This is a genomic window from Sphingobium abikonense NBRC 16140, from assembly GCF_001598335.1.
Lineage (GTDB): Bacteria > Pseudomonadota > Alphaproteobacteria > Sphingomonadales > Sphingomonadaceae > Sphingobium > Sphingobium abikonense.
Genome location: NZ_BCYT01000008.1, coordinates 33,591 through 45,894 on the forward strand (window position 1 = coordinate 33,591; position 12,304 = coordinate 45,894).

Below are 12,304 nucleotides of genomic sequence, written 5' to 3' on the forward strand. Positions count from 1 at the left end.
CTCGATCAGAAAGCCGAATATAAGAAAGTCACCCGATAAATCCAAGCCATTTGCCAATGCCGAACGCAGATGTGAGGGTCAGGATGACGCCCACGGCCGAGAACAGGAAGCGCGGGGCGATCCGCCGCGCCAGCATCGCGCCGAACGGGGCGGCCACCACGCCGCCGATCAGCAGGCCCACGGTGTAGGTCGTGAATGTCTCCCAACCCAGATGGAACAGGAAGGTGAGGCTGATCGAGAGCGTCAGGATGAATTCGACGCTGTTGACCGTGCCGATGGTGTGGCGCGGGCTGGACCCTTGCAGCAGCAGGTTGGACGTCACGATCGGCCCCCAGCCGCCACCGCCGGTCGCGTCCATGAAGCCGCCCGCCAGACCCAGCGGCGTCACCCATTTGGGATCGCGCGGCTTGGGAGGCAGATGGAAGCCGCGCCAGATGAGATAGAGGCCGATCGCCGCCAGATAGACCTGGACGAAGGGCTTGATGACAGATCCGTCGATGTTGGACAGCAGATAGGCGCCCGCGATGCCGCCGACGACGCCGGGAATGATGAGCCGCGCGAACAGCCGCCAGTCGACATTGCCGTGCAGGATATGGCTGATTGCCGATACGCCGGTGGTGAAGGTCTCCGCGGCATGGACGCTGGCCGACGCGCGACTGGGCGGCACGCCCATCGCCAGCAACAGCGTGCTGGAAATGACGCCATAGGCCATGCCCAGGGCACCGTCGATCATCTGCGCGCCAAAGCCGATGAGGATGAAAGGCAGGATTTCGCCGAAATTGGCCAGCAGCGCGTCAATCATCCGTCGTCCTTTGGTTTGATTGTCTACCGCATTGATAGGCATATCTTCGAAAGCAAAGCAAGTTTCTCTTTCCGGCAGGAAAGCGCGGACGCGGGGCTGCTCTGGAAAAAGTGCTGCGGGGGGCCTATGTTGGCGCACATTGGGTTCAGGATGGCAGGGACGCGGGATGCTGCGCAATCTTATTGGCTATATCGATTCCGTTAAGGCGCGCGATCCTGCGCCCCGATCCCGCGCCGAAATCCTGCTCTATCCCGGCGTCTGGTCGCTGGCCTTTCATCGGGTCGCGCACCGGCTGTATCGCGCGCGGCTGTTCTTCCTGGCGCGCCTCGTCAATCACATCGCGCGTTTCCTGACCGGCAACGACATTCATCCCGGCGCGCGGATCGGCAAGCGCTTCTTCATCGACCACGGCTTTACCGTGATCGGCGAGACGGCGGAGATTGGCGATGATGTCACGCTGTACCAGAATGTCACGCTGGGTGGGACCGATCCCGCCAACGGCATCGCTGGCAAGCGTCACCCGACGCTGCATGACGGCGTCATCGTCGGATCGGGCGCGCAGGTGCTGGGGCCGGTGCAGGTGGGCGCGCGGGCGCGGGTGGGGGCCAATGCGGTCGTCACCAAGAATGTGCCCGAAGGTGCGACCATGGTCGGCATCCCTGCGCGACAGATGCTGGTCGACGTGACCGCCTATCAGCGCGACTTCGTCCCCTATGGCACGCCCTGTTCGGACTGTTTCGACCCGGAAAAGCAGAAGCTGGAAATGCTCCAGTGCGAGGTCGAGCAGTTGCAGAAGCGGCTGGCGGAACTGATGGTCGAGCGGCAGACGCCGCGCCTGCCCGACGCTGACACGCTGTTCGAGGATCGCGACCGCGCCTGATGACCAATGTGACGCCGTTTCCCGCTGCGAATCCCGGCCAGGTCGGTTTTGAACGGCAGGAATTGCAACGGATCATGGACCTGTATGGCCGGATGGTCGCCGCGGGTCACTGGCGCGACTATGCCATGGACATGGGCCGCGATGCGGCGATCTTCAGCGCCTTTCGCCGCTCCGCCGAACGTCCGGAATATCGCATTGAAAAGCGCCCCGCGCTCCGCAACCGCCAGGGCATGTGGGCGCTGGTGGGGGAAGGCGGGGCGATATTGAAGCGCGGCGCGGACCTGCACAATGTGCTGGCGCCGGTCGAGCGCAAATTGCTGCGGATCGTCGAGGACTGACGCGCAAGCCGCTGGACGATCATGACAGCCCGCCATTGCGAAACAGGACGGGAACGCTATCTCTGCCCTGATGTCCGGTCCCCAATCCCCCGATCGTTTCCACGAAGACAAGGCAACCTACACCGTCACTGGCAGCCAGCCGGATATCGACGCTGGCGTGGAGGCGATCCGCACCGTCCTTAAAACCCTGCCGATCCGGCCCGGCGTCTATCGCATGCACGACGCGCGGGGCGACGTGCTTTATGTCGGCAAGGCGCGCGCGCTGAAGAATCGCGTGGCCAATTACACGCAGGTCGATCGCCTGCCCAAGCGGCTGCAGCGCATGGTCGCGCAGACCCGCAGCATGACGATCGTCACCACCAATAGCGAGGCCGAAGCGCTGCTGCTGGAGGCGCAGCTCATCAAGCGATATCGCCCGCCCTATAATGTCCTGCTGCGTGACGACAAAAGCTTCCCCTTCATCCTGCTGCGCGACGACCACGCCTTTCCCCGCGTGCAAAAGCATCGTGGCGCACGCAAATATCAGGGGCGCTATTATGGTCCCTTCGCCAGCGCCGGTTCGGTGACGCGCACGATCAACGCGTTGCAAAAGCTGTTCCTGCTGCGGTCCTGCACCGACAGTTTCTTCGCCAATCGCTCGCGGCCCTGCCTGCTCTATCAGATCAAGCGTTGTTCGGCTCCCTGCGTCGACCGCATCGACGAGGCGGGCTATGCCGAACTGGTCCGGGATGCGCAGGATTTCCTGGGCGGCAAATCGACCGCCGTGCAGAAGAAGCTGGGCGCGGCGATGCAGCAGGCGTCGGACGCCATGGACTTCGAGCAGGCGGCGGTAATCCGGGATCGGTTGAAGGCGCTGACCTTCATTCAGGGCAGCCAGGCGATCAATGCCGAGGGGCTGGGCGATGCCGACATTTTCGCGCTGGCGGAAAAGGGCGGGGCGATGTGCATCCAGGCCTTTTTCATTCGCGGCGGCCAGAATTGGGGGCATCGCAGCTTCTTCCCAGTCCATACCGCCGATGTCGCGACGGAGGAGGTGCTGGAAAGCTTCATGGCGCAATTTTACGAGGAAGTGCCGCCACCGCGCCTGATCCTGGCCGACCGCCAGCCCGCCGAATGCGAGCTGATGGCGCTCGCATTGTCGGAGCGCGCGGGCGGGAGGGTGCGGATCGAGGTGCCCCAGCGCGGCGAGCGCACCCGCCTCATCAAACAGGCGCAGCGCAATGCGGTGGAGGCGCTTGACCGGCGGCTGGCGGAAACCACCAGCCAGGCAAAGATATTGGACGAAATGGTCGACGCCTTCGGGCTGGAGGGCGTGCCGGATCGGATCGAAATCTACGACAACAGCCATATTCAGGGTGCGCATGCGCTGGGCGCGATGGTGGTGGCGGGGCCGGAGGGCTTCCGCAAGAACGCCTATCGCAAGTTCAACATGAAGAATCCGGAGACGAGCAACGATGATTTCGCGATGATGCGCGAAATGTTCGAGCGCCGCTTCGGCCGCGCGGCGCGCGAGGACCCTGATCGCGACAGCGGCGAATGGCCTGATCTGGTGCTGATCGACGGCGGCAAGGGCCAATTGTCGGCCGCCCGCGGCATATTGGAGGATCTGGGGATCGAGGATGTGTGCATGATCGGCGTCGCCAAGGGGCCGCATCATGGCCGCGAAGGGCGTGAGGTGTTTCACCTGATGGACGGCCGCGCAATCACGTTTCCGCTGAACCATCCGGTATTGTTCTACCTTCAGCGGCTGCGCGACGAGGCCCACCGCTTCGCGATCGGCGCGCACCGCGCCAAGCGCAGCAAGGCGATCACGGTCAGTTCACTGGACGAGGTGCCCGGCATCGGCCCCGCGCGCAAGAAGGCTCTGCTGATGCATTTCGGCACGGCGCGGGCGGTGCGCGACGCGGCGCTGGAAGACCTGGCCAAGGCCCCCGGCGTGTCCAAGGCCGTGGCGCAACAGGTCTATGATTATTTTCATGGCTGATTTGGGATAAGATCGCAGGCCAGCCTATAATCGCATGCCGCTGGCAATGTTGGAAAATCTTTGATCTACGCTGCGCAATGAGCGCCCTCGATACCCCCCAATCCGGTTTGGCACGCGGCCGTGGTCGTGCAGGTCTGGGCGGGGTGCCGACGGGGTGCGGTCTGTCGCGGAAGTGTCGCTTCGTGGTCGCCTTATGGTCGCTTCGCAGTGGCTTCGGGCTCAAAATCGCCGACGACACTGTGAACTTCGCTCCGGCGATTTCGTTGTGATCTCGCGCGGGTATCGACGTTCCCGCGCTATCGCGAATCACAATATCCGGAGCCACGCATGAAGAGCATCAATCCCGCCACCGGAGAGGAAATCGCCACTCACCAGGAGATGACGAAGGCGCAGATCGACACCGCGCTCGACCGGGCGGCGACGACCTTCGCAACCTGGCGGGAAACGCCGATCGCGGAGCGGACCACGCTGCTATCCGCGCTGGCCGACGCCTATCACGACCATCGCGATCGGCTTGCCCGCATGGCGACGATGGAAATGGGCAAGACGCTGAAATCCGCGCTGGCGGAGGTCGACAAATGCGTCGCCGCCTTCCGCCATTATGCCAAGGAAGGGCCAGCGATGCTGGAAGGGGGCAGCATCGCGCTGGCGTCGGGCGGCAAGGCCGATCTGGTTTGGCTGCCGATCGGGCCGGTGCTGGCGGTGATGCCTTGGAATTTCCCCTATTGGCAGGTGGTCCGCTTCCTTGCTCCCTGCATTCTGGCGGGCAATGTCGGCCTCCTCAAACATGCCAGCAATGTGCAGGGCGTCGCCGCGCTGATGCAGGATATGATGGGCGCGGCCGGCGCACCCGACGGGCTGTTCCAGAACTTGCCCATTCGTTCGAACGCGGTGGCGGACGTCATCGCCGACGACCGGGTGGCTGCCGTCACCTTGACCGGTAGCGAGGGTGCAGGGCGCGCCGTGGCGGAACAGGCGGGCAAGGCGCTCAAGAAAGTCGTGCTGGAACTGGGCGGGTCCGATCCGTTCATCATCATGCCCTCGGCCGATCTGGACGCGGCGGTCGAGCAGGCCGTGACCGCCCGCATCCAGAATACAGGCCAGTCCTGTATTTGCGGCAAGCGGATGATCGTCCATGCCGATATCTATGATGAATTTCTGGAGCGCTATGCCGCCGCGATGGCCGCGGTGAAGCCGGGTGATCCCTTTGCGGCGGAGAGCGACATGGGGCCGCTTTCCAGTGCAGAGCAACGGCAGACAGTGCTGGATCAGATTGACAAGATCACGGCGGCTGGCGCGACGCTGATCGGCGGGGAAAGCATGCCGGGGCCGGGCGCCTATATCCGGGCGGGTATCCTGACCGACGTGCCGGTCGACCCGGCGTTGATGGGCGAGGAAATTTTCGGTCCAATCGCGATGCTGTTCAAGGCGAAGGACATGGACGACGCCATCGCCATCGCCAATGCCATCCCCTTCGGCCTGGGATCATCTGTGTGGACTGAGGAGCCCGAGGAGGAAGAACGCTTCGTCCGCGACGTGCAGGCGGGGATGACGGCAGTGAACCAGATGCTGGCCTCCGCGCCCGAAGCCCCCTTTGGCGGCGTCAAACGGTCCGGTCATGGCCGTGAACTGGGACCGTTCGGCCTGCACGAATTCATGAACTTGAAGAGCGTCTATCGCAAATAGGCTGAACCCATCATCGTTGAGAGCATGGGCATCAAGGAGTAGAGACTGGCCCCATGCCGCACCTCTCCACCTCCGCCATCGTCTGCGCCGTGCGCGCCCATGGCGAACATGGGGCAATTGCCCGGCTGCTGACGCCCGACCACGGGCTGACGGCGGGCTATGTGCGCGGTGGCCGGTCGCGGGCGATGCGGCCGGTGCTGCTGCCGGGCAATGTGGTGAAGGCGGATTTCCGGGCGCGGACGGAGGATCAGCTGGCAGGGCTGACGGTCGAACTGGCGCACAGCCGCGCGCCCCTGCTCGCCGAACCGCTGCCCGCCGCTGCCATCGACTGGAGCTGCGCGCTGACCGCCGCCGCCCTGCCCGAAGCGACGCCCTATCCGGCGCTGCATCAGGCGCTCGCCGGCTTGCTCGACGCCGTGGAGGCCGCGCCGGCGGCACGCGGCTGGGCCGTGGCGCTGGTACGCTACGAATTGCTGCTGCTGGCGGAACTGGGTTTTGGCCTCGACCTGAGCCGCTGCGCCGCGCTCGGCGACGTCGATGACCTGGCTTATGTCAGCCCGCGCAGCGCGGCGGCGGTCAGCCGGGCGGGCGCATCGGGCTATGAACAGCGCCTGCTGCCGCTGCCGCCCTTCCTCATTGCCGGCGGCACAGGGGAATGGGCGGAGATCGTGGATGGCCTGCGCCTCACGGGATTCTTTCTGGAGCGATCGGTGCTGACCGACCGCCGCGCCGACGTGCTGGCGGCACGCGAAAGACTGGTTGAGCGACTGAAAAGGGCGGTTGCGTGAAACCTCCTGTCTCCATAAGGCGCTGCCACGCAAGATAAGGAGTTTTCGCCATGTTGATCGCCCTGTTCCCCGGAGACGGTATCGGACCCGAGATCGTCGAACAGGCAAAGCGCGTGCTTGATGCGTTGGCGATCGACGGGCTGACATATGAGGACGGGCTGGTCGGCGGTGCCGCCTACAAGGCCGTGGGCCATCCGCTGCCGCCCGAAACGCTGGACATTGCGAGGCGCGCCGACGCCATCCTGTTCGGCGCGGTGGGCAACCCGGACTGTGACGCGCTGGAACGGCATTTGCGGCCTGAACAGGCGATCCTTGGCCTGCGCAAGGAACTGGGCCTGTTCTCCAACCTGCGCCCCGCAAAGGTCTTTCCCGAACTGGCGCACGAAAGCGCGCTGAAACCCGACGTTGCTGGCTCGATCGACCTGCTCATCGTGCGGGAAACCAATGGTGACGTGTATTTCGGTGAAAAAGGCTTCCGCACGACCGCGGAGGGGCACCGTGAAGGCTATGACATCATGTCGTATAATGAAGCGGAAGTCCGGCGCATCGCCCATGCCGGTTTCCAGGCTGCGCGCGCCCGTCGCGGCAAGCTCTGTTCGGTGGACAAGGCCAATGTGCTGGAAACGAGCCAATTGTGGCGTGACGTAGTGATCGAGGTTTCGGCCGACTATCCGGACGTGGCGCTCAGCCATATGTATGTCGATAATGCCGCGATGCAGCTGGTGCGCAATCCCGGTCAGTTCGACGTGATCGTGACCGGCAACCTGTTCGGCGACATATTGTCGGATCAGGCGAGCATGTGCGTCGGGTCGATCGGGATGCTGGCGTCGGCCACGCTGAATGGCAGCGGGCAGGGCCTGTATGAACCGATCCACGGGTCCGCGCCCGACATTGCCGGTAGCGGAAAGGCCAACCCGCTGGCGACGATCCTGTCTGCCGCGATGATGCTGCGCTATTCGCTGAACCTGCCCGAACAGGCGGATCGGATCGAGGCGGCGGTGGCGCGGGCGCTGCGCAATGGCGCCCGGTCGGCGGATCTGGGCGGCACAATGACGACGGTGGAGATGGGTGACGCAGTGCTGGCTGCGCTTTGACGGCTCGATCCGTCGCAAAAGCCCCCTTCGCGCTTAACTTTCCCGGCCTCGGTCCGATTTAAGGATAAAATGGGGTCGAAGATGATGATGACGGATTTGCGGCACGATCATGATGGTCTGCGCCGGATGATGCAGGATTTCGCGCTGATGATGCGCAGCGCGCGGCCCGAGGACATGCTTGAGGTCACGCGGCGGCGGATCGCCTTTTCCCAAGCTTTTCGCGAGCATATGGCGCGCGAGGACGGGATGGTGCAGCAATTGCGCAAAATGCCACTGTCCCCAGAGGCAGGCCAGGCGCTGCGCGAGCATGGCCGTGCGATCGTGGCCCTGTTTCTGCGCTATAGCGATCATATCAAGATATGGACGCCAGCGCAGATCGAGGCGGATTGGGCAGGTTATCGGACTGCGGTCATGGGCTTGCAGGATGGCTTGCGCGAACGGATGGCGTGGGAGGAACAGTATCTTCACCCGCTGCTGAGGCCAGAGGTTCGCATCGCGGCCTGAGGGGCCAATCGGCGCGCATCGGTCCTATGCTGGTAAATGCCGGCAGCCTAAAAGCGCAAGGATGACCGATCTATCGCTCCCTTCGCTTCGCGCCGCCGCCGCCATGGTCCATGCGCAGGTGCCCCCGACGCCGCAATATGCCTGGCCGCTGCTGGCGGCACGAACGGGGTGCGATGTCTGGGTCAAGCATGAGAACCACACGCCCACCGGCGCGTTCAAGGTGCGCGGTGCCATTCCCTATATCGACTGGCTGCGGCGCACGTATCCCCATGTCACCGGCATCATCACCGCGACGCGCGGCAATCACGGGCAGGCGCAGGTGCGCGCGGCGCGGGCGGCTGGGCTGTCCGTGACCATCGTCGTGCCGCACGGCAATGCGCTGGAGAAAAATGCCGCGATGCGCGGACTGGGCGCCACACTGATCGAACATGGCCATGATTTCGACAGCGCCAAGGCGGAGGCATTGCGCCTCGCGCAGGATAAAGGGCTCTATATGGTGCCGGCCTTTCATGGCGAATTGGTGCGCGGGGTCGCGAGTTACGGGCTGGAGTTGTTCGATGCGGTGCCCGACATCGACACCGTCTATGTGCCCGTGGGTTGCGGATCGGGCCTCTGCGGGACGATCGCGGCGCGTGACGCGCTGGGTCTGGATACCAAGGTCGTGGGCGTCGTATCGGCCCATGTAGACGCCGCCAAGCGATCGTTCGAGGCCGGAAAGCTGCTGGCCAGCCCCACCGCCCACACCTTCGCCGACGGCGTCGCCGTCTGCACACCGGTACAGGAAGCGCTTGATTATTTCGGACCGCGCGCCGACCGGTTCGTCGCGGTCAGCGATGATGAAGTCGCCGACGCAATCCGCATCTACTGGGAAGATACGCATAATCTCGCCGAAGGGGCGGGCGCGGTGGCGCTGGCGGCGCTGATACAGGAAAAGGAGCGAATGCGCGGCAAGACGGTTGCGGTAATTCTGTCGGGCGGTAATGGCGACAGAAGCCAGATGGCCGAAATATTGAGCGGCGCGACGCCGCGCGTTCAGCAGGATATGCGAAGGGCGATATGAAGCGGAAGAGCGGACAGAATCCCGACATCACGAAGAACTGGAAACCGGCGACGCTGGCAGTTCGGGGAGGGACCGCGCGCAGTGAATATGGCGAAACGTCCGAGGCGCTCTTTCTGACCAGCGGTTATTGCTATGACCGGGCGGAAGACGCCGCCGCGCGCTTTGCCGGCGAGCAGACGGGCATGACCTACAGCCGGCTTCAGAACCCCACGGTCGAGATGCTGGAACAGCGCATTGCCCTGCTGGAAGGGGCGGAGGCCTGTCGCGCTACAGCCACGGGCATGGCCGCCATGACAGCCGCCTTGCTGTGCCAGCTTTCGGCGGGGGATCATGTCGTTGCGGCCAAAGCGGCGTTCGGCTCCTGCCGCTGGCTGGTCGATACGCTGCTGCCCAAATTTGGCATCGCGACGACAACGATCGACGGACGCGATACCGCTGCCTGGGAGGCAGCGATCAAGCCCAACACCAAGGTATTTTTCTTCGAAACGCCTGCCAATCCGACGATGGATGTGGTGGATATCGCAGCGGTGTGCGCCATCGCCAAGGCGCGTGGAATCACGACCGTGGTGGACAATGCCTTTGCCTCGCCCGCCTTGCAGCGCCCCATGGAATATGGCGCCGATGTCGTGGCCTATAGCGCGACCAAGATGATGGACGGGCAGGGCCGCGTATTGGCTGGCGCGATTTGCGGCACGCGGGACTGGATCGATTCGGTGCTGCTGCCCTTCCATCGCAATACCGGGCCGACGCTGAGCGCGTTCAACGCCTGGGTCGTACTCAAGGGGCTAGAAACGCTGGACCTGCGCATCCGGCGGCAGAGCGAAAATGCGCTGAAGGTGGCGCGCTTCCTGGAAGGCCGCCTGCCCAAGGTCAATTATCCGGGATTGGAAAGCCATCCCCAACATAAGCTGGCGATGCGGCAGATGGAGGCGGCGGGGCCGATCTTCTCCCTTTATGTCGGTGGCGGTCGCGCGGAAGCCCATGGCCTGCTCAATGCGCTGGAACTGGTCGATATCAGCAACAATATCGGCGATTCCCGGTCGTTGATGACGCATCCTGCGTCGACCACCCATTATGGCATGGCCGAGGAAGCACGGCTGGAAGTCGGCATTACCGAGGATATGCTGCGCCTGAATGTCGGGTTGGAAGACCCGGACGATGTCATTGCCGATTTCGATCAGGCGCTGCGGGCGATAGGCCGTTGACCTTATCGGGGGCAGGGCGCATCTGTCGGCCATGACGACCAGCTTTGCGCTTTTCCCCTTCCACGCGACGACGCGCGATATCGGCGTGCATGTGGCCGTCACTTATCTGCCCGAACAGTCGGAACCGGACCGGGGGCGCTGGTTCTGGGCCTATCATATCCGGATCGAGAACCGGGGCGATCACCCGGTACAGTTGCTGACCCGCCACTGGATCATCACCGATGGGCGCGGCAATCAGCAAAGCGTCGATGGCGACGGCGTGGTGGGCGAACAACCGGTGGTCCAGCCTGGCAAAAGCTATGATTATGTGTCCGGTTGCCCGCTCGCCACGCCCACCGGGTCGATGAAGGGCAGCTATCGCATGATCGGGCTGGACGGCGAGATATTCGAGGTGAAGATCCCGCATTTCGCGCTGATTGCCCCGGCGGTCGCGGAATGAAGCGCACGCATCTGCCGTTGAATGGCCTACGCGTTCTGGACGCGGCCGCGCGGCATCTGTCCTTCACCCGTGCCGCCGACGAACTCGCCGTGACGCCGGCAGCGGTCGGGCAGCAAATTCGCGCGTTGGAGGATATGCTGGGCGTCGTGCTGTTTCGGCGCACGCCCAAGGGGCTGGAACTGACGCCGGAAACCGAAGCCGGGCTGGAAGCCCTGCGCGCCGGCTTCCTGCAATTTGAGGAAGCGGTGCGGGCGATGCAGGCCGGGCAGTCGAGCAGCGCGCTCACCATCGCCGCGCCGCGCGACATCACCGCCAAATGGTTGCAGCCGCGCCTGGCGGCTTATGCCGCGAGCCAGCCCGACCTGACATTTCAGCTGATCGCCGCGGACGACGCGCTCGATTTTACCGAGGCCAATCTGGACCTGGCGCTGCGGCTTGCGGATGGTCCGGGCGAGCATGAAGGGGTCAAGATCGGCGAACCCGCCTATGTGACGGTCGAGGCGGCCACCGGCGGCCCTGATCTGAGGATCGATTGGCCGGGATGTCCGGCTGGCGACCGACCGGCGGTCATCCGCGTCGCTGATGGCGGCCTGGCGATCGAGGCGGCGGCAAATGGCTTTGGACGCGCGCGTGTACCGCAATTGCTGGCGCATGCGGACATCGCCGCCGGACGGGTGCGTCAGGTCGGGGAGGCCGCGCCGACGCTGCTTGCTTACTGGCTGATCGCGCCGCTGCCGCAATGGCGGCAGAAGAAGGTCAAGGCACTGGTGGAGGCCATGACGGTCTGACCCCCTGGTCAGTGACGGAAGAACAGCGTTACGGACGCAACATGATTGACGCGCGTGTTTCCGCCGCGCTGATTGATGATCTGGTTGAGATAGCCCACTTCCAGCGTCGAGGCACCGGGCAGGCCCACCTCCGCCCCGATGAAGCTGCGTAGCTGATCGAAGCCGTCGCGCGCACCCCAGTCGGTGTCGTTCAGTGCGACGAAACCTTCGGCATAGACCAGCGCGTTGAGCGCATCGCTGTTTGGCTCAAGCGGCTTTTCATAGCGGAGCATTTCGCGCAGCCGCCAGCCCATGTCATTGCCGTCAGACCGCCAGCGTTGCTCAAGGCGGGTGCGAGACGACAATTCGCCCGCCCAGGGTTTGCCAAGCGTCCAGTTGAGTTGCTGGAAGCTGCGTTCCTCATTGACGTCCTTGCCGCTCTCGACCGGCGCGACGATATGGGCAAAGCCCTGATAGAGCGTCACCGAAGGCGAGAATTTCCAGCCGAGAGCCCCGCGAAACAGCGCCTGGTCGATCCGGGATACGCCATCGCCTACGCGCGGCTGTATTTCGGCGAAGTAGACAAGGTCGTCCTTGATCGATCCCATGCCGGTGAGGTTGAGCCAGAATTGTTCGTCCTGGCGCGTTTCGGCGGAAGCGGGCGCGCTGACTAGCATCAGGGCGGCGGTAAGGCATGGAAACAGGCGGTGCATGATGGTCCGGGGCAAGGGGCAACAAGGCAGCAGCCTTTAGCCCC

13 protein-coding genes are annotated in these 12,304 nt (G+C 64.1%); 11 read left to right on the forward strand and 2 right to left on the reverse strand.

From position 1 onward, the window contains the following. Nucleotides 1–28: 28 nt before the first annotated feature. Complete coding sequence (locus SAB01S_RS10845; RefSeq protein WP_062733129.1) at nucleotides 29–802, reverse strand: sulfite exporter TauE/SafE family protein; 774 nt, start codon at nucleotides 800–802, stop codon at nucleotides 29–31. A gap of 166 nt (nucleotides 803–968) precedes the next feature. On the opposite strand from SAB01S_RS10845, the gene epsC reads away from it, so the two are divergent. The 11 genes from epsC (at nucleotide 969) to SAB01S_RS10900 (ending at nucleotide 11,568) form a co-directional block, all read left to right on the forward strand. After that, nucleotides 969–1,682: a serine O-acetyltransferase EpsC gene (gene epsC / locus SAB01S_RS10850; protein WP_062733038.1), complete on the forward strand. Its 714-nt coding sequence runs from the start codon at nucleotides 969–971 to the stop codon at nucleotides 1,680–1,682. Next, nucleotides 1,682–2,020 carry a DUF2794 domain-containing protein gene (locus tag SAB01S_RS10855; RefSeq protein ID WP_062733039.1) on the forward strand — a complete coding sequence of 113 codons (339 nt, stop codon included), beginning with the start codon at nucleotides 1,682–1,684 and terminating at the stop codon, nucleotides 2,018–2,020. The genes epsC and SAB01S_RS10855 overlap by 1 nt, the downstream gene beginning before the upstream one ends. Nucleotides 2,021–2,090: 70 nt before the next feature. Further along, nucleotides 2,091–4,004, forward strand: a complete 1,914-nt coding sequence (gene uvrC, locus SAB01S_RS10860; RefSeq protein WP_062733040.1) for an excinuclease ABC subunit UvrC — start codon at nucleotides 2,091–2,093, stop codon at nucleotides 4,002–4,004. A gap of 327 nt (nucleotides 4,005–4,331) precedes the next feature. After that, nucleotides 4,332–5,690 (forward strand): NAD-dependent succinate-semialdehyde dehydrogenase, encoded by a 1,359-nt coding sequence (locus SAB01S_RS10865; protein ID WP_062733041.1) that lies wholly within the window; start codon nucleotides 4,332–4,334, stop codon nucleotides 5,688–5,690. A gap of 53 nt (nucleotides 5,691–5,743) precedes the next feature. Continuing rightward, complete coding sequence (recO, locus tag SAB01S_RS10870) at nucleotides 5,744–6,478, forward strand: DNA repair protein RecO (protein ID WP_062733042.1); 735 nt, start codon at nucleotides 5,744–5,746, stop codon at nucleotides 6,476–6,478. Nucleotides 6,479–6,528: 50 nt separating this feature from the next. Next, nucleotides 6,529–7,572: a 3-isopropylmalate dehydrogenase gene (gene leuB, locus SAB01S_RS10875; protein WP_062733043.1), complete on the forward strand. Its 1,044-nt coding sequence runs from the start codon at nucleotides 6,529–6,531 to the stop codon at nucleotides 7,570–7,572. Between the two features lie 81 nt (nucleotides 7,573–7,653). Beyond that, on the forward strand, nucleotides 7,654–8,076 hold the full coding sequence (locus SAB01S_RS10880) for a hypothetical protein (RefSeq protein WP_245646459.1): 423 nt from the start codon (nucleotides 7,654–7,656) through the stop codon (nucleotides 8,074–8,076). Nucleotides 8,077–8,137: 61 nt separating this feature from the next. Next, entirely contained in the window at nucleotides 8,138–9,136 is a 999-nt protein-coding gene (locus tag SAB01S_RS10885; RefSeq protein WP_062733044.1) for a threonine dehydratase, read from the forward strand. Further along, complete coding sequence (locus SAB01S_RS10890) at nucleotides 9,133–10,341, forward strand: trans-sulfuration enzyme family protein (protein WP_062733045.1); 1,209 nt, start codon at nucleotides 9,133–9,135, stop codon at nucleotides 10,339–10,341. Before SAB01S_RS10885 ends, SAB01S_RS10890 begins: the two co-directional genes overlap by 4 nt. 31 nt (nucleotides 10,342–10,372) lie before the next feature. Beyond that, nucleotides 10,373–10,780 carry a Co2+/Mg2+ efflux facilitator ApaG/CorD gene (apaG, locus tag SAB01S_RS10895; protein WP_021225699.1) on the forward strand — a complete coding sequence of 136 codons (408 nt, stop codon included), beginning with the start codon at nucleotides 10,373–10,375 and terminating at the stop codon, nucleotides 10,778–10,780. Beyond that, nucleotides 10,777–11,568 carry a LysR family transcriptional regulator gene (locus SAB01S_RS10900; RefSeq protein ID WP_062733046.1) on the forward strand — a complete coding sequence of 264 codons (792 nt, stop codon included), beginning with the start codon at nucleotides 10,777–10,779 and terminating at the stop codon, nucleotides 11,566–11,568. Before apaG ends, SAB01S_RS10900 begins: the two co-directional genes overlap by 4 nt. Before the next feature lie 8 nt (nucleotides 11,569–11,576). On the opposite strand, the gene SAB01S_RS10905 is transcribed toward SAB01S_RS10900, so the two are convergent. Further along, nucleotides 11,577–12,260, reverse strand: coding sequence for a DUF2490 domain-containing protein (locus SAB01S_RS10905; RefSeq protein WP_062733047.1), 684 nt, complete (start codon nucleotides 12,258–12,260; stop codon nucleotides 11,577–11,579). Nucleotides 12,261–12,304: the final 44 nt, after the last annotated feature.